Genomic DNA, 24,498 nt, shown 5'->3' with positions numbered 1-24,498 from the left:
GGGGGATGTGAGCGAGCCGCTCGAGGCTCAGCGGTGCCACAGCGCGGCGCTGCGCACCCGGTCCGCCTCGACCCTCGCGTCGGGGATGACCTGCGCGAGTCCCGTGCCCGCGACCCAGGCCCCCGTCACTCCGAGACCCTCCACCGCGTGCACGGCCCCGCGTGCCGCGGCCGTCTCGGCGGCACGGCCGATCGTGGCGGCGGGTTGCGACTGTACGTAGCGCACGCGGCGCGCGGCGCGGAGAGCGGATGCCGGCAGCTCGACGCCGAACATCGCCGCGGCCTCCGACAGGGCGAGTCGTGCCGCCGCGTCATCATCGAGGGCGGCGGTCGCCGGTTCCTCGCCCTGAGCACCGAACGACACCCGGACGACGTGGACGCCGGGCTCGGTGGCATCCCGAACCCAGTCCCACTTCGCGGTCGAATGCGTGAGGGCCTTCGCGACGTGGCTCCCGGGCACGGTGAGCACGCCGGTGCCGCGCGGGGCGGAGTCGAGAACGGGCGCGTCGACGACGAGCGTGACGACCTCGACCACCGGCGCGACCGGGTCACCCGCCTCGAGCGCCGGGACCACCGGCGCGAGCAGCGCGCGGGCCGCGCCTTCGGGCAGAGCGACGATCACGGCTCGCGCGGGGAGCGGTTCGCCGTCGTCCGAGGTGGCGACGCGCCACCCGTCGTCCGTCGGTTCGAGCGCGTCGACGGCGACTCCCGTGCGCAGGTCGACGCCAAGCTCGACCAGATGGGCGACCAGGGCGTCGACGAGTCGCGACATACCGCCCGCGATCCCGAGCACGGCCCCGCCGGGAGCCGGCGTACGCGGCGCGCCGTCGGACGCCGTGACGGGGACATCCGACGCGGGAGCATCGACCGGTCGGGCCGCCGCCGCTCGGCCGAGTCGCATCTCGGCGACCGCTCCCGAGAGCGAGCCGGTGCGGGTGAGGGCGGCGTTGAGCCCGGGAGCGGCGAGATCGACGTCGATGTCGTCGGGACGTGCGGAGTAGACGCCGCTCGTGACGGGCGCGACCAGGCGATCCAGGACGCGCGCGCCCATCCGAGTGCGCACGAGAGTGCCCAGGCTGCGCTGGTGACCGATCGTCAGCGGAGGGCGCAGTCGATCGAGGTACGCCCGCCAGGTTCCGGACCAGCCGATGACGCGGCGTACGTCGGGCGAGAACGGGTTGTCGGGGATGCCGAGGACTCCGCCCTTCGGCAAGGGCGCCGCCCCCACGCCCGGTACGCCCGCGACCCAGGCGCCGGCCGGGTTCGGCGAGACCACGGCGTCGCCGAGGCCGAGGTCGTCGAGGAGGTCGCGGACGACACCACCGCGCGTCGCGAAGCTCTCCGCGCCCACGTCGAGGGTGAGACCCCCGACCTCGGCCGAGCGCACGACACCGCCGAAGGTCTCGGAGGCTTCGAGGACCGTGACCCGCAGCCCCACCTTGGCGCACTCCCACGCGGCGACGAGACCGGAGATGCCGCCGCCCGCGACGACGATGTGGGTCTCGGACGCCTGCCGGGCGAGGCGGTCCAGGGGGTCGCTCACGCGTGTTCCCCGTGGGCGTGCGCGACGATGCGTGTCAGCACGTCCGGGTCGGTGTCGGGCGGCACGCCGTGCCCGAGGTTGAGGATGTGGGCCCGGGCCGCGCGACCGCGCGCGAGTACATCGTCGACGTGCGCGGCCAGCACCGGCCAGGGCGCTCCCAGCAGCGCCGGGTCGATGTTGCCCTGCAGCGTGACGTCGGGGCCCACGAGGGCCGCTGCCTCGTCGAGCGGCATCCGCCAGTCGACGCCGACCGCGTCGGCGAGGCCGCCCAACCGCATGTCGTCGAGGAAGGCGCCCGTGCCGACGCCGAAGTGGATGCGCGGCACGTCGATACCGTCGAGAGCCTCTCGCGAGTGCGGGGCGATGAACTCGCGGAACGTGGCGGGCGCGAGCGAACCGGCCCACGAGTCGAACAGCTGCACGGCCTGCGCTCCGCCGTCGATCTGCGCGTCGAGGAACGCCCGTGACACCTTCGCGAGCCACCCGGCGAGGCGATGCCACGAGGTGGGGTCGGCGTGCATCATGCCGCGCGCCCGCAGGTGCTCCTTCGACGGACCGCCCTCGACGAGATAGGCCGCGAGCGTGAACGGCGCTCCCGCAAAACCGATCAGCGGCACGGCGTCGTCGAGTTCGGCGGTGACCATCCGGACGGCCTGGCGCACGGGCTCCGCGGCCGCGGCCACGTCCGCCGGGTCGATCGCGGTGATCCGCGCGACGTCGTCGGCGGTACGCACGGGATCGGCGAAGACCGGCCCGCGTCCCGGTTCGATCACGACGTCGACACCGGCGAGGCGCAGCGGAACCACGATGTCGCTGAAGAAGATCGCGGCGTCCACCCCGTGGCGACGGATCGGCTGCAGCGTGATCTCAGCGGCCAGGTGCGGGGTAAGGCACGCGTCGAGCATGCGGGTCCCCACGCGCAGCTCGCGGTACTCGGGAAGCGAGCGCCCGGCCTGTCGCATGAACCAGACGGGCTGCCGTTCAGGACGGTCGCCGCGAAGGGCACGGAGCAGGGGCGCGTCGGGGGAGGCCATGGCATCCATTGTCCCATTCGGCACACGGGTGCACGGGGGATGCCTCGACGTCGAGCGGCTCTCCGGACGACCTCGCGAGACCCGGGCGTAGAATGGGCGGGTGCTGCTGTGTGTCAGCGCGAGTCACAAGACCGCGTCCTTCGAGCTCCTCGAGCGACTCAGCGTACCCAGCACCCCCGTCGCGCCCCTGATCACCGAGCACGGCGAGTGCGTCCAGGGCGCGGTCGTCGTCGCGACCTGCAACCGCTTCGAGGCGTACGTCGACATGGACGAGCCGGTCACCGCCGGTGTCGCTCTCGGCGTCGAGGCCACTCTCGCCGCGATCGAGGCCGCCACGGGTGTCCCGGCGAGCGAGCTCGAGGGCGCGTACACGGTGCTCGGCGGCAGCGAGGTCGCGGAGCACCTGTTCTCGGTGGCATCCGGACTCGAGTCCGTCGTCGTCGGCGAGGGAGAGATCGCCGGTCAGGTGCGGCGCGCCCTCACCGAATCGCGGCAACAGGGCACCACGTCGGCCGAGCTGGAGCGCCTCTTCCAGCGTGCCTCCGAAGCCCAGCGCGGTGTGAAGAACTCCACCGCGATCGGCCGCGCCGGGCGCTCGCTCGTGCGTCTCGGTCTCGAACTCGCCAGCAGCCGTATCGCCGACTGGTCGACGCAACGCGTGCTGCTCGTGGGCACGGGCGCGTACGCCGCCGCGACCGTCGCCGCCCTCCGCGACCAGGGCGCCGAAGACATCTCGGTGCACTCCCCCTCGGGCCGCGCCGCCAAGTTCGCCGCCAAGCACGGCCTGCACGCCGTCTCGACCGAGACCTTCCCCACCGCCGTGGTGCACGCCGACCTCGTGATCACCTGTACGACGAGCGAGCACCACGTCGTGAGCGCGGCGACCTACGCCGCCGGTCGCACCGCGGTCGAGGCCGCGGCGCCCGCGACGGCCGGTTGCCCGGTCGGTCATTCCGGGCGGCGCCTGGTCATCGACCTCGGCCTCCCGCGCAACGTCGACCCCGACGTCGCGACCGTCCCCGGCGTCGATCTTCTCGACCTCGAGACCATCCGCCTGCACGCCCCTCTCGAGGAGCTCCAGGCGACGGATGCCGCGCGCGACCTCGTCCGCGATGCGGCGCGCCGCTTCGTCTCGGTGGGCGAGCGCAAGAACATCACCCCCGCGGTCGTCGCCCTGCGGGCGCACGTGTTCGGCGTGCTCGACGCCGAGGTGGCGCGCGTGCGCGCCCGCGGCGACGAGGGCGGCCAGACCGAGCAGGCCCTGCGGCACCTGGTCGGCGTGCTGCTGCACACCCCGACCACCCGCGCGCACGAGCTCGCCGAGACGGGCCGCGCCGACGAGTACATCGACGCGCTCTCCGCATTGTTCGGCATCGAGGTCGCGGACCCCGCGGCATCGAGCATCGTGGAGCGCCCGGTCGCCGACGCCGGCTGACGCGTCGCGGGGCCCGGGCGGCCACGGGGCCCGGGCGGCTGCGGGCCACCGAGCTGCGGAGGAGATCCCGGGAGCGGAGGACCACGGCCGAGACATCCGTCCTCCCGCCGCCGGAACTCCTCCTCCGCGACCGGCATCCGCGTCGGGCAGGATGGATGCCATGAGCACTCCCGCATCCGAGGTGTACCGCGTCGCCGGCGAGAAGCGCTCGGGCAACGGCCTGCGCTGGGCGGCGACAGTGGTGATGGGACTGTTCGACGCGGGGACCGATGCCCCCTCGGTGAGCGACGTCGTGATCCGGCGGGCCGACGGCTCGCTCGTGAAGCGCCTCCCGGCCGGAGACGTCGAGCACTTCGAGAAGCAGCTGACCGAGGTAACGGCCGACCTGAACACCCTGGATGCCGTGCCCTTCGCCGAGAAGTGGATCGCCGAGCCGGAGTGAGGCCCTCCGGGGAGGAGAGCCGACGAGACCGTACGTGGCTGACATGTCCACCGCGAGGTCTCGACGAGAGGTCAGCGGGATGCTGCCTCGACGCGAGCGCGATCGGGGGCGAGCGCCGTCGCGCCGTCGGCGCGAGAATGGGCGCATGAGCCTGCACATCACCGACGACCCCGCCGCCGACGACCTGCTCTCGAGCAACCCGCTCGCGCTCCTGATCGGAATGCTCCTCGACCAGCAGGTGGCGATGGAGACCGCGTTCGCGGGACCGTTGAAGATCCAGGAGCGGACCGGGGCGATGGATGCCGCGACCATCGCGCACGACGACCCCGAGGCGTTCGCCGCCGCCTTCGCACAGTCGCCGGCGGTGCACCGCTTCCCGGGATCGATGGCGAAGCGCGTGCAGTCGCTGTGCGCCGCCATCGAGGAGGACTGGGGCGGGGATGCGTCGGCTATCTGGACGCGCGACGACCCCGACGGCGCGACGGTGCTGAAACGGCTCAAAGCGCTCCCGGGCTTCGGCGAGCAGAAGGCCAAGATCTTCCTCGCGCTCCTGGGCAAGCAGCGCGGCTTCACGGGTACGGGATGGCGCGAGGCCGCTGCCCCGTACGGCGAGGACGGGTCGTTTCGTTCCGTCGCCGACATCACCAGCCCGGAGTCGCTGACGAAGGTGCGCGAGTTCAAGCGCGCGGCCAAGGCCGCCGCACGCGAGGACGCGCACGGCGAGAGGTCCTGACTCTTCCTGCACAACATGAGGGTTTGGGGAGAGTCCTCCACATCGGCTTTCGCGGGCGTCCCGACGGAATTAGTGTCTTCACGTTCGTCATCCCCGTTTCACGACCGAAGGGTGGGCTCTCGTGAAGTTCGCAATGGGTTCCAGCACGCTGGGCGTGCTCAGCAAGGCAACGTCGGGTTCGAGCGACGAGTTGTCGCTGCTGGTCCGACAGCTGTTCGAGGCGGCCGAGCCGCTCGAAGGTCAGTTCCAGGGCGCCGGCCGCGCCGCCTTCGACCGCTTCAAGTCCCGGACCGATGAGATCTCGGCCGAGCTCAAGCTCTCGCTCGACGGCGTGCTGAGCGGCATCACCGGAATGGATCGCTCCTTCCAGGAGGGCGAGACCGCCATGATCGACCAGACGACGAGCCTCGAGTCGGGGTCGTCGTTCGACGCCGCCCGCTTCGGCGCACGCTGAGATCACGGGAAGAGAGGAACACGTTCTCATGGTGAACCACGCAGATCGCCGCGATTACTCGATCGCGGCCTCGCAGAACGCACAAGACAACTTCAACCGGGTCGCGGCGCAGCTCGAGTCGCTGATCGACCAGCGCGATCGCGACGTGCAGGCCGCGATGGCCGACTACGCGGCCGACGGGGTGTCCGAGGACTACCACGGCAAAGAGGTGCGGTGGAAGAACGCCGCCGCCGAGGTGCGCGGCATCATCCAGACGCTGCGGTCCTCGCTCGAGCGCAACGACGAGTCGGCGCAGACGGCGCTGAGCAAGGCCCGCGCCGCGGTCGAATCCATCGGCTGACACGCGACACGACGGCGCCGGACGATTGCGTCCGGCGCCGTCTCCGTGCGCTGTCCACACGGACGATCCATCCGCCCGGGCCGGGTCGAGGACCCGCATAAGGTGGTGGTCGACATGCAGGGAGGCGGCATGACCACGCACGACGCTCTGCGGCTCGCCGACGTCGATCCGCTGGTGTTCACCCGACGCGCACGAGCGACGCAGATCGTCGGCGCGGTCGCTCTCGATGTCGTCATGCCCGTGGCCCTGCTCGCCGCCGGAACCGCCGTCTCCCTCGCCGGTTTCCTCGCCGTCGGCGCGGTCCTCATCGCCGCGGCCGTGGTCCTGCTCGGTGTCGCGGTGTGGCTGCTGGGCCGTACCGGGCGCACCCTCGGCGCCGCCACGGTCGACATCCGTTTCGTCCGGCGCACGACGGGCGCCGCGGCCGGCGGGGGTGCGCTTCTGGCCGTGGTCACCGGCGGCGTGGGCGCCTACGACCTGCGACGTGGCCGTGATCCGTTCGCCCCCGCGATCGCGGCGTTCGCGTTTCCCGACGCAGCCGCGGGGGCTCTGGCATCCCGCGCCCGGCGAGCGGTCGCGCCCACCCTCACCCTCGACTCCGGCGAGCGGCTCTCGCTCGATTCCGCGCTCGTGCTCGGCCGCGATCCGGTCGCGCCTCCCGACGCTCCCGCGCAGGTCTACCGCTGGGCCGACATGTCGCGAACGCTGTCGAAGTCGCACGTGCGGTTCGAGTGGGACGGTCGGCAGGTGTGGGTCACCGATCTGGGATCGACCAACGGCACGCTCGTGCGCGGAGCGGGGGCACCGACACCACTCCTCGCCCACCAGCGCACCCCGATCCCCGGTTCGGTGACCCTCGAGATCGGCGACCGCATCCTCACCATCCGAGAGGGGGGCCACTGATGCCCGATCAGCGCGATGCCGTGCTCATCGAGCAGGCGAAGATCCAGCGCATGCGCCTGGGGTCGGCCCTGCTCTACGGCCACATCGGCGAGCGCCGCACCGTCAACGACCACGCGAAGCGATTGATGGGGGCGATCGTCGTTGCCGCGGTCGCGTGCGCCGCGTGCGTGGGCGTGTCCTTCGTCTCCCAGCTGCTCGGCGAGCGCGCGCAGTCATCGTCGACCGTCCAGACCCCGACCGGAGCCGTGACCCCGTGAGCATCTACACCCGCATGACCGTGGCGGGCGCCGAGCGCCGCGCCGAGGTCGTCGTTCCGAGCGCCGAGCCCCTGGGCGCAGCTCTGCCTCGGCTCCTCGACCTGCTCGGCGAGACCGCGGGCACCGTTGCGCGTCCCCTCGCAGTCGTCGCCCCCGACGGCGAACAGATCGACATCGCACTCTCCCCTCAGCAACTCGACCTCGTCGACGGCTCGCTCGTCCGTCTCGTCCGCCTGGATGCCGCTCCCCCGCCCCCCGTCGTGATCGACGTCACCGACGCCGCCGCCGATGCGCACGACGCCCGCCCGGACCGGTGGGACGACCGTGCCCGCACGATCGCCGGCGCGGTGGGGATTGCGACCGCGTTCGCCCTCGCCGGGTGGATGGCACCCTGGGAGACGCCGGCGACGGGCGCGTTCACCCTTCTCGCCGTCGCCGTCGCCCTCCTCGGCCTGACGACCGCGCTCGGACTCGGCGGCCTGCGTCGCCTGTCGGTGTGCGTCGCGGCCGCTGCTGCCGGTCTCGCGCTCCCGATTGGGAGCGCCACGACGACGGCGCTCGCGTCGACCGAGTACTCCTCGACCGCCGCGCTCACGGCCGGTGTCTCCGCGGTGGTCGCGGTCGGGGCGACAACGGTGGTCCTCGCCATCGGGGTGGCCCATCGTCGCCGGGGAGCCGCGGCCGGAGGGGCTCTCGGTGCGGTGCTCGCCTCCGTCCTGCTGGGCCTGCTGCTCGCCCGCATGGACGCCGTGTCGGCCGCGGCCATCGCGGGTGTCGTGGCCGCCTTCGCGACCGGTCCGCTGCCCTGGATCGCGCTGTCGGCCGCCGGACTCACCGATCTCGACCAGCGCGCCGCCGAGGGGTCCCCTCCGACGCGCTCCCGGACCTTCACCGCGATCGACGAGGCTTACGCAGCCCTGACCTGGAGCGTCGCCTCCACCGCGGTGGTCATGGGTGTGACCGGTGTCGTCCTCGCCCTGTCGGGGGCGATCTGGACGGAGCTTCTCGCCCTCGCGCTCTTCCTGGTCGCGGCGTTGCGCACCCGGGCGTTCCCTCTTCGTTCGCAGGGCTGGCTGCTCTGGGCGGCCGCGGGAATCATCGCCGCAGCGGCGCTGACGGTGCTCTTGTCGGGCGAACGCGCGTGGATCGGCACAGCCGTGGCCGTCGTGGCGGCTGCCGTCATCGCGGTGCTGATGCTCGTCCGGCCGCGGCCGCACGTGCGCGCCCGCGTGCGCGGGGTCGGCAACGTCATCGAGACTCTCGCGGTCGTCTCCCTCCTGCCCCTGCTCGTCGGGGCGCTCGGCGTCTACGCCGACCTGCTCGCGATGTTCGGCGGCCGACCGTGAGCGTGCTCGACGCCCGCGCCCTCACCACCGCGGTGTTCGGGAGCGGCGCGAGCGGGCGCATCGACCTCACCGCGTGGGATGCCGCGATCCGTGGCGGTCTGTCGACGACGCGGCGGATCGGCGTGCTGTCATTGTCGCCCGGCGCCGGGACCAGCACGGTCGCCCACCAGCTGACCCGCGTCGTCGCGGCTCGCCGCAGCGATCCTGTGCTGGCGGTCGATGTGTCGGCCGGTGACACCGGGCTCGCCGCGCGCCTCGGCGCCTCGCCGGTAGCGCCGGATGAGACGCGAGCGGAAGCGCGCACGACCATCGAAGCGCTGTCCGGTCTCGACGTCGTCGGCGGGATCGTCGCTCTGCGTCCGCGTGACGACGACGACGCGGTGGGTGCTTGGCTCGGGGAAGCGGCCCCCATCACCCGCTTCTTCGACGTCGCGATCACGGACTTCGGGGCGCGGCATCCTGTCGTCGACCTCGCCGCCTGCGCGGCGCTCTGCGACGTGGTGTGCCTCGTCAGTGACGCGCGGCGTTCTCCCGCCGAGCATGCGCGTTCCGTCGTGAGTGCGATCGCGTCGCTGCCCGAATCTCCGACCGTCGCTCTCGCACTGGTCGACCACGCTCGCGAGGGCGATGCGGTCGCGCGGGCGATCGCGGTGGCCGCCACCGTCCCGGTGATCGCGATTCCGTTCGACCCCGGCCTCCACGCCGGCGGGAACGCTCGACGGTCACTCACGCACCGAGCCGTCGTGCGTCTGGCCGCAGCACTCGTGCGCGCAGAGGAGAAGGCGGCGTGAACGTCCGGATCGTGCATCGCCCCGCCCGCATCAGCGAACCCGCCGAGCCTGCGGCCGACGTCGTCCTGGCGCCCCCTCCTCCCATCGGGGAGGGACCGACGGGATTCCCCCTGCAGTCGCTCCTGCCGATCGTCGGGAGCCTGTCGTCGATCACGATGATCGTGCTGCTGCGCAACAACCCGATCATGGTCGTGGTCGGCGCGGTCATCCTCGTGGTCGCGCTCGTCGGCGGGCTCGGCATGGCGTTCACCCAGCGAGGCAACGCCGCCCGCCAGCGTCGGGTGCAACGCGAGCGCTACCTCGACTACCTCGAGGAGACGCGCGAAAAGGTGCGGGAGAGCACCGATCGGCAGCGGCACGCCGCGCTGGCCCTGAACCCGGCCCCGGGCACGCTCGTCGAGATCGGAGCCGACCCGGCGAGGCGCTGGGAGCGACGGCCCGGCGACGCCGACTTCCTGCGCGTACGGATCGGCACGGGCGATCTCCGCGCGGTCGAGGTCGCTCTCCCCGCCGAGCAGAACCCGGTGCAGCCCTTCGATCCGGTCATGCGCGAGTCGGCCGAGCGGATGGTGCGCCTGGCCGGGGTCGCCCAGGGCATGCCCGCGACCGTCGACCTCGAGCGCGGCGGACACGTCTCCCTCGTGGGCCCGCGCGCCGACACCCTCACCGTGGCCCGCGCGCTCGTCGCGCAGATCGCCGCCTTCCACTCCCCCGACGACGTGCACATCGCGGCCGCCATCGGCCCCCAGCACCTCGGCGAGTGGCGCGGGCTCGATCTCGTCCCCCATCTTTCGTCGGACACCCCGCCCTCCGGCGCCGTCGCCGCGCGACGCCTGGCTCCGACCCTCGACGACGTGCTCGCTCTCCTGGGTACCGAGCTGCGCGACCGCGTCGCGACGGCCGCGGCGAGCAGGCGCGCCGGACGACGTACCAAACCCGGGCGGCTCATCGTCTTCGTCGACGAGGGCGACGGCGCCGCGAGCGAGATGCCGCGGCTCGATGCCGCGCTGGGACTCGCCGACCTGGGGATCACCGTCGTCCACCTCCTCGACGACCGGCTGAAGGAGCCGCCCACGGTCGGCGTGCGCGTGAGGATCGCCGACGGCCTGGCTACCGTCGAAACGCCGGGGTCGGGTGAGGCCGCGGCGAGTGGCATCCGGATCGATCCCGTCACCTGCGACACGCTCGAGGTGATCGCCCGCCCGCTCGCCGGTCTGCGGCTCACCCGCACCTCCGCGGAAGACGCGGGCACGTCGCTCGCCCCCGATGTGACGCAGCTCCTCGGCGTGGACGACGTGGATGCCATCGATGTGAAGGCTGCGTGGCGCGTACGCAGCGCCGCCGAGTTCCTGCGCGTGCCGATCGGCGTCGACGACCGCGGCGGTCCGGTGCTGCTCGATCTGAAAGAGTCCGCACAGCTGGGCATGGGCCCGCACGGCATCTGCATCGGTGCCACCGGCTCCGGAAAGAGCGAGCTGCTGCGCACGCTCATCCTGGGACTGGCGTTGACCCACTCCCCCGACGATCTCAGCATGATCCTCGTCGACTACAAGGGCGGGGCCGCGTTCGCCCCGTTCGCACGCCTCCCGCATGTCGCGGGGATCATCGACAACCTCGCCGACGACCCGCAACTCACCGAACGCGCGCGCTCGAGCATTCAGGGCGAGATCGTGCGGCGCCAGCGGCTGCTCAAAGACGCGGGGAACGCGGCATCCATCGGTCACTACCGGCAGATGCGCCGGGACCGGCCCGACCTCCCGGCCCTTCCGCACCTGTTCCTCGTCATCGACGAGTTCGGCGAGCTGTTGACCGCCGAGCCCGACTTCGTCGAGCTCCTTCTGACGATCGGACGCATCGGCCGCTCGATCGGGGTGCACCTGCTGCTGTCGAGCCAACGCATCGAGGGCGGGCGCCTTCGAGGTCTCGACACCTACCTCTCGTATCGCATCGGTCTGCGCACCTTCTCGGAAGCAGAATCGGCCGTCGTCCTCGACACCCCCGACGCCTTCCACCTTCCCGCCATCCCCGGCTTCGGTTACCTGAAGGTCGACACGTCGGTCTACACGCGCTTCCGCGCCGGATACGTCTCCGGCCCCGTCCCCGATCCGGTCGAGGCCGGGCCTCGTCACGACGAGGCTCCCCCCGTGCTGCCGCTGCCCACGTTCGACCCGCCCGAGCACGAGGTCGAGGCCGAAGAGTTCGACAGCGCCGAGCCCGAGACCCCCACCACCGGGCGCACGCTCGTCCAGGCCGCGACCCAGCGCCTCGCCCGCGGCGTCACCCGCACACGCCCGGTCTGGCTCCCGCCGCTCCCTCCGGTGCTCACCCTCGGCGGCGTGCTCCCACAGGCCGACGGCGCCGGCACACTCCGCGCGCCGATGGGGCTGCTCGATGACCCGTCGACTCAGACGCAGTCGCCATGGATGCTCGACCTCACTCGCTCGGGCGGACACGTGTCGATCACGGGGGCGCCCCAGTCCGGGCGGTCGATGTTCCTGCGCACGCTCGCCGCCTCCCTGTCGTTCACCCACTCGCCCCGTCAGGTGAGCATCTACGGCATGGACCTCACCGGCGGTGGGCTCGCGCGCATCGAGCCGTTCCCGCACGTCGGCGGTGTCGCCACGCGCGGCCACCGTGAACGTCTGACCCGCCTTCTCGAAGAGCTCACCGGCATGCTCACGACGCGCGAGCGCGTGTTCCGCGACCACGGTCTCGACTCGCTCGCCGATATGCGGCGACAGCATGCCCAGGGGCGGTTGCCCGAGGTTCCGAGCGCGGATGTCGTGCTGCTCGTCGACGGTCTCGGGGCTCTGCGTCAGGACTTCGAGGACCTCGAGGCCCCGCTCGCGCACCTCCTCGAACGCGGCGGGAGCTTCGGCATCCACGTGGTCGTCGCCCTCTCTCGCTGGAACGAGCTGCGCATGAACCTGCAGGGGCTCATCGGCACGCGCCTGGAACTCAAGCTCAACGACCCGGCCGATTCGCAGATCGCCCGAAAGCTCTCGACCACGCTCAAAGCCGACCAGCCGGGACGCGTGCTGACCGACGACAAGCTCTTCGCCCAGGTCGCACTGCCCCTGCTCGAAGAGGTCGACGACGGAGACACCGGCGAGGCGCTCGAGCAGTTGGCCCGAGAGAGCGCGGCGCGCTGGGGCGGTCAGGGCGCCGCGCCCATCCGCCTCCTGCCCGAGGAGCTGACACCGACCGAGCTTCCCGACGCGATCGACGAACCGGATGCCATTCCCCTGGGGCTGCGCCAAGACACGATGGCGCCCGTCCTGCTCGACGTCGTCGCCCGCGACCCGCACCTGCTCATCCTCGGCGACAGCCGCTGCGGCAAGACCACGGCGCTGCGCGGCATCGCCCGCGGGGCGATCGACCGGCACACGCCCGAGGAACTCGTCATCGCCCTCATGGATGCGCGCGGGGAGCTGGCATCCGAGATCCCCGACGCCTACCTCGGCGGGCACGCCTCGTCCGGACGCCAGGCACGCCTGCTCGCCGAGTCGATCGCAGTCGAGCTCGAGAAGCGGCAGAGCGACCGCGACGCGGGTCCGCGCATCCTGGTGATCGCGGACGACTTCGACATCCTCGCAGCGGGCGGCACCGAGCCCCTGCGCCCGCTGCTGCCGTACCTCGCGTCGGCCCGCGATCTGCGGCTAAATGTGGTCGTGAGCCGCCCCGTCGCCGGTGCGTCGCGCGCGATGTTCGACCCCGCGCTGCAGGGCATCCGCGACACCGGCGGCACCTCGCTGATCATGTCGGGCGACCGGTCGGAGGGCGCGATCCTGCCCAAGCTGTACGCCGAGCCCATGATCGCGGGCCGCGGGCGCCTCGCGCGTCGCGGCGAGCGGCCGACGCTCGTGCAGGTCGCGAACTTCGTGTCGTCGGATCCGGATGCCGGCGCGCCCACGGGTGCTGTCGCGGATGCGGGGAGCGCTGTGGGCGCGGGGAGCGTCGGGGGTGCTGGGGCTGGTGCTGGTGCTGTCGCGGCCGGGGCCGGGGCTGGTGCTGGGGCCGGGGCCGGTGCTGTCGCGGCCGGAGCCGGAGCTGGGGCCGGGGCTGGTGCTGGGGCCGGGGCCGGTGCTGTCGCGGCCGGAGCCGGAGCTGGGGCCGCGGATGGGGCTGGGGCCGCAGGCGTCTCGGGTGGTGCCCAGAGGAGCGCCGACGCGGCGGGTGCCGGGCGACACGGCGCCGAGCGAGACGGTGCTCGGCGAGATGCGGAGACCGGACGCGAGGCGGGCTCATCGTCGGTGCCCGCGCCCCGGGCCGCGGCGCTCGACGAGTCGCAGGGCACGACAATGCCCGTGGCACCGCGCCCCACGTCCGCCGTCCCCGCCCCCGCCAGTGGCGAGATCCCGTTGACGCGCCGTCGGCGCTCGAACCGGCCGGAGGAGAGCGGGACCGGCCGCGGGGCCTGACAACGGAACCGGATGACGGCGTCAGAATCGGACGCGGAACCTGTTTCCATCCGGATCTGCGACCCATCTCCGGTTCTGCGACGCTGCGCGAATCGGCGTCGCATCGCGAATCCGCGGCGCGCCCCCGAACTCGGGACGCGAACCAGCGCCGCGCGACCCAGCGCAACGCGGCGCAGCGCTGAACCGGCGCCGCGCGGCTCAGGGCAGCGCGTTCCCGCGCAACGCGAACCCGCGCAACGCGGCGCAGCTCAACGCAGCGTCGCACGAGTCAGGGCAGCGCGACTCAGCGCAGCGCGCGAATGGCCAGCGCCACGGCCTTCACCTCGCGGATGCGCCGCTCGTACGTCGCCGCGACGACGATGAGCAGCACTCCGGCGATACCCAGCCACAGCCACCACAAGCCCGACACGCTCTCGTAGATCGACGCGATCCACGGCCAGAGCTGGGCGACGGCATGCACGATCAGCACGATGCCACCGAGAAGCACGGGGGCCTGCAGCTTGTACCGCGCACCGGCCAAGAGCACCGCGAGAGCGACGACGCCCAGCGCGATCACGCGCCAGAGCACGTTGTCGTCGGCGAAGTCGAACACGAGCGACGGCAGGAGCAGGAGGGCCAGCGCCACACCGAGAGCAGGCCAGCTTCGCAGTGCGGGGTTACGGCGGAGCGATCGGACACCGTGCAGCACGAGTGCCACCGCGAGGGGAGTCGTGACGAACTCGACCGGATCAGCGGATCCCGTCGCCAGCGCGGTCGCGCCGACCACGCCTCCGAGACCCACGCCTGCCCAGAACACCAGCGAGCCCTGAGAACCACGCCACAGCAGGCCCACGGCGAGGAGAACGACGATCGTCAGGGCAGCGCGAAGACTCTCGTCGCCGACCGTCGCGAGGCGCACGGACGACAGCACAGCGGCGACCGTCAGCCCGGTCAGAACCGCAGCGGTCGCGGTGACCGCAGGGAGGCCATCGCGGCGCCGCTGCAACAGGACTCCCGCTGCGACGAGGGGCACCACCACGGCGAGGGCCCACGCGTCGAAGAGGGGGCGGTCCAGATCGCCGAGCGCGCGCACGCCGCCTGCGATGACGAGCGACAGGGCCGCCACGCCGAGGGCGGGCAGGCGCAGCGGACGCACCGACTCGTGGGAGACGAGGGATGCCGCGACGAGCAACGCGACCGAAACGGTCAGCACCGCGATCGCCCGCGGCAGCTCGTCGGCCACCAGCGCGGCGGACGGCAGCAACGCCACCGCCAGTCCGACGGTGGCCAGCCCCACGACGAGAGGCGGGGCCGAACGCGTGCGCACGACCACCGTGGTCGCGAGGAGCGCCGCCGCCAGGGGCACCGTCATCCACTCGACCGGGCGGACACCGGCGCCCAGCCCGACGAGAGCCACGAGCGCCGCCCCACCGAGCAGGACGGCCGCAATCGGTACGCCCGTCAGGGCGTGGGAGCCCCGCGAGGCGAAGGCGCCGACGGCACCGAGCGCGACGACCGCCAGGACGGCTCGTACGACGGGGCCTCCGTCGACGGCGATGAGCACCGTTTCGCCGACGACGAAGACCACAGCGGCCGCGATGGCGGTCGCCCGGCCGACGGAGGGGGCCCACGATGCTGTTCGGCGGACACATCCCAGGGCCGCGGCGCCCAGCGCCACCGCGCTCACGACGACCAGCGCATCGACGAGCGGGCCGCCGGACTCGCCCCGCTGCGCCACGTGCACGAGCCGCGCGCCCCCTGCCACCACGAGGGCCAGCGCCCCCGCCGCAGCGACCGCCAGAGGAAGCAGGTCGGGCGTGCGCGGGGGGCGCGCCCAGGCGCCGGCGAGGAGGAAGACCACACCGAGACCGGTGGCGACGAGCACGCGCACCGTGTCGTCGACATCCGCCACAGCCGTCGGTACCAGAGCGAGCGCCACTCCCGCGAACGCGATGACGGCAGGAGCCGCCACCGACCGGTCGGCAACGCGGCGACGGGCGCGCTCGTTCGCGGCGGCGAGGAGGATCAACGCCACGGCGACCGGCAGCGTGTAGACCTCGACCGTCTCGACGCGTGCGCTGAACAGCTGCAGCCAGAGTGCGCTCGTCGCCAGAGCGAGAGCGAGCCACACGAGGTGGCGGCGCGGACCGCGCGAGACGAACAGGCCATCGGTGTCGACCGCCCAGATCAGGGTGGTGACCGCGACGATGAGGAGCGGAATCCACACGTCGCCGCGCGGAGCGAGCACCGTCACCGCGACGAGCGCGGCCACGGCGGTGCCGGCGTCGGAGAGCACGCGGGGAATGACCTCGCGTCGCAGCACGCTCACCCCGAGAGCGGCGGCGACGAGCGCCACCGCGGAGACCGCGGTGCTCGGCGCGAGCTCGCCGTCGGTGAGCGGGCGGACGACCGCGAGGGCGGCCATCGCTCCCAGCAGGGACCAGGTCACCGCGGCCGCCGGCCGCAGCACTGCCCAGCTGCGATTCGCGGAGCCCAGCGCGACCCACGCCGCTGCCGCCGTGGTCACCACACCGATCGCGGCCCACCAGACGCTGACCGGTCCGTCGCCCGAGCGCAGGACGGCGTGAACGAGCGACGAGAGGAAGGCGATCGCCAGGGCCGCAAGAGCGGCCGCTTCGCGCTGCGGTCGATCCAGCCCGCGCGGAGGAGCGAGAGCGCCGCGCCACGGGAGGAGAGCAACGACGAGGCAGATCACCGCGGTGAAGGCGCCCGCCTCCAACGGGCCGAATCCGACGACGTCGACGCCCAGACCGCGCTCCGCGGCGGCCGGTGCGAGCCACGCGCTCCCCGCGGCGAACACGACGAAGGACACGGCCGCCGGGACCCGGGCGGCGGGAGTGACGGACGCCAGCATCCACACGACCACGAGAACGCCCAGGGTCGCGAGCGTCCACGCCAGGGGCGAGGGGAAGGAGAGGAACCACCCGGCGAGCAGCGCGAGGCTCCCGACGACGGAGGCCACCGCGACGTCGCCGCGACGACGCCGGAGCAGGACGACGCCCGCGACCGCCATCGCCACGTACCAGAGCACGATCCCGACGACGACGCGCAGCTGCGGACCGATCAGCAGCATCACGATCGCGGCGGACCACAGCACGGCGAGACGACGGCTCGTCGCACGGCCCGTGAGACGCCATACGACGGCCGCAAGGACCACCGCGGCCACGAGGGTGATCGCGGCGGCGGTGCTCGTGGCATCCACATCGTTCACCGCGAAAGCGGAGTCGCCGAAGAGGGGCACGAGACGACGCAGAGGCTCGGCCAACGCCGAGAGCGCCCAGGCGACGGGCACCACCGCGGCCAGACCGGCTCCGATCGCGGCGGTCAGGGCGGCGACGACGACGGTCGTGCGGGACGCGCCTGCGGCGAGGCGTGCCGAGACGGCCTCCAGAGCGAGTGCGATGACCACCGCCACGAGGAGCGGCACCGTCACGGCGATGGTCGTGTCGGCCACACGCGCAACCGTCGCCGCGACACCGGCGCCGAGGGCCATCACAGCGAACGGCGACGCGATCGGCGCGACCTTCTCGGCACCGGTGCGGACGAGCACTGCGGCGTGCGCGGCGAGCAGGAGAGCGATCGGCGCGCTGGCTGCGAGCGGCGCCCACGCACGGTCGGGGTCGAGCACGAGAGCGGCGATCAGCGCCATGAGCGCTCCCACCCCGCCGAAGACGCGCAGCGCCGTGATCTCGACGGCGACCGAGCCGACGTCCGCCCGGGCGAGCCGCGGTACGAGCGACGACGCGAGCGTGAGAACGAGCGCCGTAAGACCGGCCGCGTACACCTCGAGAGTCGTGTCGCCGCCGAAGAGGCCGGCGGCGATCAACGGCGGTCCCACCGCCAGAGCCGCGATCCCCGCTGACAACGGAGCACGCAGCCCGGCAAGGCGCGCCCAGGCCACGAAGCCGACACCGGCCAGGAGGGCCGCCCAGCCCCAGTAGACGCGCGCGTCGACGCCCGCAGCCCCCGCAAGGTCGTTCGCCCGCACCGCCCACACGTCGAGCGCGACGAACGCGATCCCGAGCAGGGCGATCCCCTCCGCCGTCGCGGTCAGTCGTCGACGACGCAGGATCGACGCCGTGACGATCACGGCCGCGGTCACCGCGCCCACGATGATCGAACGCAGGACGAGGCCGCCGCTGACCCACGCCACCGTGAGGAAAAAGGCTGCAGCCACGGCGAGCAGCACGACACCGACCGAGAGGAGGAACACCTGCACGCCCGAGCGGCGCGGCTTGCCCGGCTGGGGTGCAGGCGGCGAGGTCGGGGTGCCCGGCGCACCCGCGGCCGGACCGCCCTGAGTGCCGGGTGCGGCCGTAGACGGCGCCCCCTGACGCACGGACGGATGCAGCTCGCCCGGCGGAGCGAACCCCGGCGGCGCGGTGAAGGTCGGAGTGACCACCGCGTTCGCCGCGGCCGATACAGGTTCGACGGAAGCGGCGGGCACGACAGGCCCGCCAACTTCAGCCGGCGCATCGGGCGCGACAGGCCCGCCAGGCTCATCGTGCGCGACAGGCCCAGCCGGATCGGCGGCCACGGCAGGCACAGCCGGCTCCGCGGGCACAGCACGCGCACCCGCGTCGGCAGGCTCGCCAGACACACCTGGCTCGACGGGTACACCCGACTCCGCGGGATCGACGGGTCCGACAGACGCAGCCGACGCCGATGCGCCCGCACCGGAACCTGCGACCGGGGCGGGACCCGACGCCGGAACAGGGCCCGTCCAGGCGGCGGCACTCGCCCGGATCTGCCGGAGCACCTCGTCGCGCTCCTGCACGAGTCCCGCGATGTGCTGTGACAGCGACAGCACACCGAAGGTGCGCGGGTCGCTGAGGTCGAATCCGCACGTCGCACACGGCGAGGCGGTGATCGGCGCGAAGCACCACGGGCACCGTGAGGTGTCGGTCAGCAGCTCAGGCTGCGCGGGCCACACCCGTCGGGTGCGCGCGGCATCCCCTGCGGCGACTTCCGTCATCGTGCCCCCTCGGCGTCGGTCGTCGCTCCAGGGTAGCGAAGCGACTCCGCCCGAGGAGGTTGTCCACAGGTCGGGTCTCAGACGACTCTGCGCAGCGGAGGAGTCCGCGGCGGTGCCGTCCGGCGCGCACCCGTCGCCTCGAAGGCCGCCGCGAGTCGCAGCAGGGCGGTGTCGTCGTAGGCCCGGCCCGCGAAGGTGAGGCCGACCGGCATCCCGATGTCGTCGAGCGTGCCCATCGGCACCGTCACCGTCGGCACTCCGCAGTGCCGGATCGCGAGATTGCCGGTGGCGACCCACACGCCGTTGCGCCACGCGATGTCCGCCGACGCGGGGTTCACGTCGGCATCGGCGGGCGCCACGTCGCTCATGGTCGGGAAGACCACGGCGTCGAGGCGCTCGGCATCCATCCACTCCTCGAGATCGCGGCGCCGGGTCTCCTCCAGCCCGCGAAGGCCGTCGGCGAGGTGGGGGATGTCGACGAACGAGGCGACCGGACGCTCGCGGACGTGCGCGGGGTACTCCGCGATGTCGTCGTCGAAGCCGGTGTAGCGATCGGGCAACGACCCCTCGGGGTGGGGGAAGATCTCGGCGCCGTCCACGACGGCGAGACCCGGGTGCCCGTTCGCGCGCAGGAAGTCGTCCCACGACCACGCCGAGAGATCCACGATCTCTCGCTGGAGGAACTCGGGCGACACCAGCCCGCGCGTCGAGATCGTCGGTGCACCGGGACGGTCGCCCTCGTAGTTGCTGACGAGCGGGAAATCGGTCTCGACGACGATGGCCCCCGCGGCCTCGAGGTCGGCGCGCGCGGTCTCCCACAGGGCGAGCACCGACGGTCGCGGCACGATCCGCTCACCCGTCGGCCCGCCCACGCCCTTCGGACCGGTGCCCGCGAGCGGATCGGAGCCGAGGAACATGCGCGGGACGCCGATCCGCTTCCCGGCCAGCGAGGCGTCGGCGGCGAGCGCGGCGTACGACTCCGGTCGCACGTCTGACGCCGCGGGCAGGGTCACCCACGGCTGCGCGCGCCAGAAGTCCCCCCGCGTCTCGGGGTCGTCGGCGACCACGACGTCGAGGACGGCGAGCAGGTCGGCCATCGAGCGCGTGTGCGGCACGACCACGTCCATCGTCGGCACGAGTGGCCAGTTGCCGCGCACCGAGATCACGCCGCGGGAGGGCGTGTACGCGCAGAGCGCGTTGCAGGATGCCGGGGCCCGCCCGCTCGACCAGGTCTCCTCCCCGAGTCCGAAGACGCCGAACGACGCCGCGGTCGCCGTCCCGGAGCCGTTGGACGACCCGGAGGCGAAGGCCGAGGTGAGGTAGTCCGCGTTGTACGGGCTCTCGGCGCGTCCGTAGAGGCCGCGCTGCATGCCGCCGTTGGCCATCGGCGGCATGTTCGTCCGCCCGAGGCAGATGGCCCCCACCTCGCGCAGCCGCTCGATCGTGAAGGCGTCGCCTCGCGCGACGAGGTCGGCGAACGCGGGACTGCCGGAGGCTGCGGTGAGACCGCGGACGAGATAGCTGTCCTTCGCGGTGTACGGGATGCCGTCGAGCGGGCCGCGCGAGCGCCCGGCCGCGCGTCGCGCGTCGGATTCCTCCGCCTCGGCTCGTGCCTCGGGGTTGAGCACGACCACAGCGTTGAGCCGCGTCGACGTCTCCGGTCCGTCGTACGCGGCGATCCGCTCGAGGTGCGCCTCGACGAGTTCGACCGCGGTGGTCTCGCCCGCCGCGAGGGCGGCGGCCAGCTGAGCGATGGAGGCTTCCGTGACCTCGATCATGCGGTGACCTCGGGCTGCTGCTGGGTGATGCAGTGGATGCCGCCGCCGCGGGCGTACAGCTCGCGCGCGTCGACCGTCACGACACGGCGCCCCGGGTAGGCCTCCTCGAGGATGCCGCGCGCCCTCGCGTCGGCCTCGGGCTCGTCGAAGCCGCACGCGAGCACGCCGCCGTTGACGACGAGGTGGTTGACGTAGCTCCAGTCGGTGTCGCCGTCGGCGTCGCGCAGGGTGTCGGGAGCCGGGAGGTCGCGCACGGTGAAGGGGCGGCCCGTGGCATCCGTCTGCTCCGCGAAGAACGCGCGCAGCTCGGCCGAGACGGCGTGGTCGGGGTGCGCGGGGTTGCGCTGGTCGTGCAGCAGGACGGTGCCCGGCGAGGGTATCGTCGCGACGATGTCGACGTGCCCGCTCGTCCCGAAGTCCCCGTAGTCGCGGGTGAGTCCGCGCGGTAGCCACACGGCGTGGGTCGCGCCGATCGTGCGAGCCATCTCTGCCTCGACGCGCGCGCGGTCGGCGTAGGGGTTGCGGCGCGGGTCGAGCTGGACGGTCTCGGTCAGCAGGACGGTGCCCTCGCCGTCGACATGGAGGCCACCCCCCTCGTTCACCAGGAGAGAAGAGACGAGCTCGGCGCCCGCCGCGTCGGCGATGAGGCGTCCGAGACCGGCCGACTTCCGCCACGCGCCCCACCAGTGGTCACCCCAACCGTTGAACGTCCAGGCGACCGCGCCGAGCACACCCGGGCGCTCGGGGTCGAGCACGAAGGTCGGACCGACGTCGCGCATCCAGAACTCGTCGACGGGGGCCTCGACGATCTCGATGTCGGCCGAGAGCATGCGCCGGGCCCGCTCGCGCTCGGCAGGGTCGACCGCCATCGTGACGGGCTCGAACTCGGCGACGGCGTGGGCGACCGCGGTCCACGCGGCGTACCCGGCATCGCGTTCGGCGTCGGTCTCGCCGAGCGTCGGCCCCTCGGCGGGGAAGGCCATCCAGGTACGGGTCTGCGGGGCGGTCTCAATCGGCATGCGCCAGCTCATCGTCTCTCCTCCTCGTGCTCGTCACACGTCTCCCCGGTGAGCGCCGCGTCTCCGTGCGCCGCCACCTCGGTGAGCGCGGACGACGCCGGCGTGCGTTCGCCCGAACGCAGCGCGGGCGAGCCGGCGGGAGGGGGGAAGACGGGGGTGCCTGCGACCAGGGTCGTCACGGCGCGAGCGCTCAGAAGCGTCGCCTCGCCCGAGACGAACGGGTCGGCGTCGACCACGACGAGGTCGGCCGCGAACCCGGGAGCGATGCGGCCGCGCCACTCGCCGTCGCCGAGGGAGGCCGCGGCATCGCGAGTCGCGTGCCCGATCGCGCTCGCCAGCGGCAGGGCGTAGTGGGGATGCACGGCGGGAACACTCGGGTCGAGGGCCGATGCGCGCGTCGCCGCGACGTACATGTTCGCGAGGGCGTCGAAGGGGGCGGTCGGCGCGTCGGTCGAGAACGCCAGGAGCGTCCCGGCCTCTTCGTATTCGCTCCACGGGAACGCACGTTCCACACGCTCATCGCCGAGCATCGCGGCCCAGTTGGCGAAGATCGCCGGATCGGCGTGCACGGGCTGCATGGATGCCGTCACCCCCAGCCGCGCCATCCGTCGGGCCGTGCCGGGCGCGGCGTACTCGAGGTGCTCGATGCGGTGCCGCCGCGGGCGGTCGCCGTTGGCCGCGATCGCGCGCTCGATCGCGGTGAGGGCGTTGTCGCTGGCGGCGTCGCCGATCGCGTGCATCGCGATCTGGAGCCCCGCGGCGTCGGCCGCGGCGACGACGGGCGCGAGGTCGTCGAGCGGCCAGATCGGATCCGCGCTCGACCCGTCGGCGTACGGGGCGCGCATCGCCGCGGTACACGCGTCGATCACCCCGTCGAGGATGAGCTTGATCCCCATCACCCGCAGCCACGGCGACGCGGATCGTCGTGCCAGCTCGACCACCCGATCCAGCTGGGCGAGGTTTCGCGCCCGGTCGCCGGTGTTCTCGATGAGCCAGTGCGCCGCCACACGGATCGGCAGGCGACCGTCGTAGCGGTCGAGGGCACGCTCGAAAGCGGCGAGACCGTGCTCGTCGAAGGCCATGTCGACCACGCTGACGACTCCGGCCCGCACGTACGCGTCGATCACGCGGTCCACAGCCTCGTCGCGCTCGGCGTCGGTGGTCGCGGCGTCGCGCTGCGCCCAGGCGTACTGGATCGCCGCGGTCTCGTACAGCATTCCGGTCGGCTCGCCCTCGGCGTCACGGGCGATCTCGCCGCCGAGCGGATCGGGGGTGTCCCGTGTGATCCCGAGCTCGGCCAGCGCGGCGCTGTTCACCCAGCACGAGTGGTAGTCGTTGGCATCCAGGTATACCGGGACGTCGGACACGACGGCGTCGATCATCGCCGCCGTGGGCGCGCCGCCGGGGACCGAATCGAAGAGCCACCCTCGTCCGCGGAGCACCGTCGCCTCGGGATCGGCGTCGCGCGCCGTGCGCAGCAGCGTCTGGATCTCGTCGAGCGAGCGCGCGTCGGTCAGCGGTACCTGGCCGAGAGCCGCGCCCATCATCAGCAGGTGGGTGTGCGCGTCGGTGAATCCCGGCAGCACGAGACCGCCGCCGAGGTCGACCGTCTCGTCGACCGCCATCGCTTGCGCGTCGGCGCCGATCGCGACGATCGTCTCGCCGTCGACGGCGATGGCGTCCGTCCACTGGCGGGATGCCTCGACCTCCGCCGTGAAGACGCGGGCGTTGCGGTAGAGCGTGCGGGTCATGCGGAGACCTCCGCCGCTTCACGTTCGAGTCGACGCGAGAGAAGCCCGATGACGCCCGCGGGAACGGCGAGGAGGAAGCTCGCGATGGCGAGCGCGAGAGTGAAGCCCTGGTAGCCGAGGAGGGCGACGAGGTTGGCCCCGATCACGGGCGTCAGCGCGGAGCCGACGAGGTAGGTCGCCAGGAGCGGACCCGACCACCGCCCCTCCGCATCGAGCGCCGCCGAGGTCGACACGAAGAAGGCGAAGACCAGGGCATAGGTGGTGTTCCACACGATGAAGACCACGACGAACAGGGTGGGGTCGGTGACGTAGCCCTGCACGATCTTCAGGATGCCGCCGATCACGAGCAGCACGATGAGCGGCACGCCGCGGCCGAGACGGTCGCCCACGATCATCAAGGCGACCGAGGCGACGAGCCCGCCCGCCGTCGCCCCGCTGAGCGCGATGCCGAGACCTTCGGCGGAGAGGCTCGCCTGGTCGGCACCCATGACGCCGACCATGGCCCACAGCGAGTCCTCGCTCGCAGCCCACAGGGCGAAGACGATGAGCAGGGTGAATCCGGCCACGGTCACGGTGCGCGAGGGGCGTGCGGTCGTCCGCGTCGTCCCCGTGGGCGGGATCTCGAGCGGAATCGCGGCCCCGGTGGCAGCGCCCGGGCTGGCGGCTGCGGCCGGAGCGCCCGGAAGCCACGTGGCCAGCACGAGACCGACGAAGCTGAAGACGGCCATGGAGCCGAAGACGTCGATCGGCGCGAGGCCGATCAGCGGCACCACCGCCAGCACGACGGTGATGATGCCACGGTTCGCGAGGCCGTAGAAGCCCGCGACGCGGTCGGGGTTGCGGAAGGCGGCGAGCGCCGCTCCGGACGCGGCGACCGCTCCACCTGCGCCGACTCCGCCCAGCAGGAGCCCGGCGAGGAGCAGGCCGGGGGCGAGCGCAGCCAGGCCGAACCCGACCACGGCGACCAGGAGTCCGACCCGCGCCACCGCGCGGCGACGATGGCCGGCGCACAACGGCGCCACGGCGAGCCCGGTCAACGCGGTGAGCAGGAGCGCGCCGGTGACCAGCCAGCTGGCGGTCAGCACGTCGGCATCCATGCCCTGTTGCACGGCGATGATCATGTAGGGCGAGAGATTCACGCCCAGGTACCCGGCGATGCCGACGATGAACGTCGAGCTCGCGGTGGGCAGGCGCAGGGGTACTCGGGCGGAGCCCACCGATGCGGTCGCGGTGGTGGTGCGGGTGGAGGAAGACACGGAGGGCCTTTCGCGGGTGCC

At 72.9% G+C, this 24,498-nt stretch carries 17 protein-coding genes; 10 read left to right on the top strand and 7 right to left on the bottom strand.

The features are described 5' to 3' along the window. Window positions 1–27: 27 nt before the first annotated feature. On the bottom strand, window positions 28–1,542 hold the full coding sequence (gene hemG / locus PIR02_07395; GenBank protein ID WZH38487.1) for a protoporphyrinogen oxidase: 1,515 nt from the start codon (window positions 1,540–1,542) through the stop codon (window positions 28–30). After that, window positions 1,539–2,576 (bottom strand): uroporphyrinogen decarboxylase, encoded by a 1,038-nt coding sequence (hemE, locus tag PIR02_07390; protein WZH38486.1) that lies wholly within the window; start codon window positions 2,574–2,576, stop codon window positions 1,539–1,541. The genes hemG and hemE overlap by 4 nt, the downstream gene beginning before the upstream one ends. Before the next feature lie 100 nt (window positions 2,577–2,676). Between hemE and PIR02_07385 the strand changes: the two genes are divergently transcribed. The 10 genes from PIR02_07385 (at window position 2,677) to eccCa (ending at window position 13,698) form a co-directional block, all read left to right on the top strand. Then, window positions 2,677–4,011, top strand: coding sequence for a glutamyl-tRNA reductase (locus PIR02_07385; protein ID WZH38485.1), 1,335 nt, complete (start codon window positions 2,677–2,679; stop codon window positions 4,009–4,011). A 160-nt stretch (window positions 4,012–4,171) separates the two neighbouring features. Then, window positions 4,172–4,453, top strand: a complete 282-nt coding sequence (locus PIR02_07380; protein WZH38484.1) for a hypothetical protein — start codon at window positions 4,172–4,174, stop codon at window positions 4,451–4,453. 145 nt (window positions 4,454–4,598) lie between these two features. Beyond that, the gene (locus tag PIR02_07375; GenBank protein WZH38483.1) at window positions 4,599–5,186 is read left to right on the top strand and encodes a Fe-S cluster assembly protein HesB; all 588 of its coding nucleotides are present in this window, start codon (window positions 4,599–4,601) and stop codon (window positions 5,184–5,186) included. Window positions 5,187–5,307: 121 nt separating this feature from the next. Continuing rightward, entirely contained in the window at window positions 5,308–5,640 is a 333-nt protein-coding gene (locus PIR02_07370) for a hypothetical protein (protein ID WZH38482.1), read from the top strand. Between the two features lie 28 nt (window positions 5,641–5,668). Beyond that, a complete protein-coding gene (locus PIR02_07365) occupies window positions 5,669–5,980 on the top strand; it encodes a pore-forming ESAT-6 family protein (GenBank protein ID WZH38481.1) in 312 nt (103 codons plus the stop codon). Between the two features lie 129 nt (window positions 5,981–6,109). Beyond that, complete coding sequence (locus PIR02_07360) at window positions 6,110–6,883, top strand: FHA domain-containing protein (GenBank protein WZH38480.1); 774 nt, start codon at window positions 6,110–6,112, stop codon at window positions 6,881–6,883. Continuing rightward, a complete protein-coding gene (locus PIR02_07355) occupies window positions 6,883–7,140 on the top strand; it encodes a hypothetical protein (GenBank protein ID WZH38479.1) in 258 nt (85 codons plus the stop codon). Before PIR02_07360 ends, PIR02_07355 begins: the two co-directional genes overlap by 1 nt. After that, entirely contained in the window at window positions 7,137–8,486 is a 1,350-nt protein-coding gene (locus PIR02_07350) for an EsaB/YukD family protein (protein ID WZH38478.1), read from the top strand. Before PIR02_07355 ends, PIR02_07350 begins: the two co-directional genes overlap by 4 nt. Continuing rightward, window positions 8,483–9,277: a hypothetical protein gene (locus PIR02_07345; protein ID WZH38477.1), complete on the top strand. Its 795-nt coding sequence runs from the start codon at window positions 8,483–8,485 to the stop codon at window positions 9,275–9,277. Before PIR02_07350 ends, PIR02_07345 begins: the two co-directional genes overlap by 4 nt. Continuing rightward, complete coding sequence (gene eccCa, locus PIR02_07340; protein WZH38476.1) at window positions 9,274–13,698, top strand: type VII secretion protein EccCa; 4,425 nt, start codon at window positions 9,274–9,276, stop codon at window positions 13,696–13,698. Before PIR02_07345 ends, eccCa begins: the two co-directional genes overlap by 4 nt. Window positions 13,699–13,981: 283 nt before the next feature. Here the strand turns inward: eccCa and PIR02_07335 are convergent, their stop codons facing one another. The 5 genes from PIR02_07335 to PIR02_07315 all read right to left on the bottom strand — a co-directional run bounded on the left by PIR02_07335 (window position 13,982) and on the right by PIR02_07315 (window position 24,477). Next, window positions 13,982–18,673, bottom strand: a complete 4,692-nt coding sequence (locus PIR02_07335; GenBank protein WZH38475.1) for a hypothetical protein — start codon at window positions 18,671–18,673, stop codon at window positions 13,982–13,984. Window positions 18,674–18,750: 77 nt separating this feature from the next. Beyond that, window positions 18,751–20,451, bottom strand: a complete 1,701-nt coding sequence (locus PIR02_07330) for an amidase (protein WZH38474.1) — start codon at window positions 20,449–20,451, stop codon at window positions 18,751–18,753. Then, on the bottom strand, window positions 20,448–21,482 hold the full coding sequence (locus tag PIR02_07325; GenBank protein WZH38473.1) for an agmatine deiminase family protein: 1,035 nt from the start codon (window positions 21,480–21,482) through the stop codon (window positions 20,448–20,450). Before PIR02_07325 ends, PIR02_07330 begins: the two co-directional genes overlap by 4 nt. Next, window positions 21,479–23,221 carry an amidohydrolase family protein gene (locus PIR02_07320; protein ID WZH38472.1) on the bottom strand — a complete coding sequence of 581 codons (1,743 nt, stop codon included), beginning with the start codon at window positions 23,219–23,221 and terminating at the stop codon, window positions 21,479–21,481. Before PIR02_07320 ends, PIR02_07325 begins: the two co-directional genes overlap by 4 nt. Next, a complete protein-coding gene (locus PIR02_07315; GenBank protein ID WZH38471.1) occupies window positions 23,218–24,477 on the bottom strand; it encodes an MFS transporter in 1,260 nt (419 codons plus the stop codon). The genes PIR02_07320 and PIR02_07315 overlap by 4 nt, the downstream gene beginning before the upstream one ends. Window positions 24,478–24,498 lie beyond the last annotated feature (21 nt).

The sequence above is a fragment of the Microbacterium enclense genome, from assembly GCA_038182865.1.
In the GTDB taxonomy this organism is placed as follows: domain Bacteria; phylum Actinomycetota; class Actinomycetes; order Actinomycetales; family Microbacteriaceae; genus Microbacterium; species Microbacterium enclense_B.
The sequence above is the reverse complement of the archived record's forward strand: the minus strand, read 5'-3'. Positions and strand labels throughout refer to the sequence as shown.

What these genes read in the sequence shown, in the direction of transcription:
- PIR02_07320 (WZH38472.1), bottom strand. Translation starts at nt 23,221, where the DNA reads ATGACCCGCACGCTCTACCGCAACGCCCGCGTCTTCACGGCGGAGGTC.
- PIR02_07335 (WZH38475.1), bottom strand. Translation starts at nt 18,673, where the DNA reads ATGACGGAAGTCGCCGCAGGGGATGCCGCGCGCACCCGACGGGTGTGG.
- PIR02_07325 (WZH38473.1), bottom strand. Translation starts at nt 21,482, where the DNA reads ATGAGCTGGCGCATGCCGATTGAGACCGCCCCGCAGACCCGTACCTGG.
- PIR02_07355 (WZH38479.1), top strand. Translation starts at nt 6,883, where the DNA reads ATGCCCGATCAGCGCGATGCCGTGCTCATCGAGCAGGCGAAGATCCAG.
- hemE (WZH38486.1), bottom strand. Translation starts at nt 2,576, where the DNA reads ATGGCCTCCCCCGACGCGCCCCTGCTCCGTGCCCTTCGCGGCGACCGT.
- PIR02_07380 (WZH38484.1), top strand. Translation starts at nt 4,172, where the DNA reads ATGAGCACTCCCGCATCCGAGGTGTACCGCGTCGCCGGCGAGAAGCGC.
- PIR02_07360 (WZH38480.1), top strand. Translation starts at nt 6,110, where the DNA reads ATGACCACGCACGACGCTCTGCGGCTCGCCGACGTCGATCCGCTGGTG.
- PIR02_07375 (WZH38483.1), top strand. Translation starts at nt 4,599, where the DNA reads ATGAGCCTGCACATCACCGACGACCCCGCCGCCGACGACCTGCTCTCG.
- PIR02_07365 (WZH38481.1), top strand. Translation starts at nt 5,669, where the DNA reads ATGGTGAACCACGCAGATCGCCGCGATTACTCGATCGCGGCCTCGCAG.
- PIR02_07330 (WZH38474.1), bottom strand. Translation starts at nt 20,451, where the DNA reads ATGATCGAGGTCACGGAAGCCTCCATCGCTCAGCTGGCCGCCGCCCTC.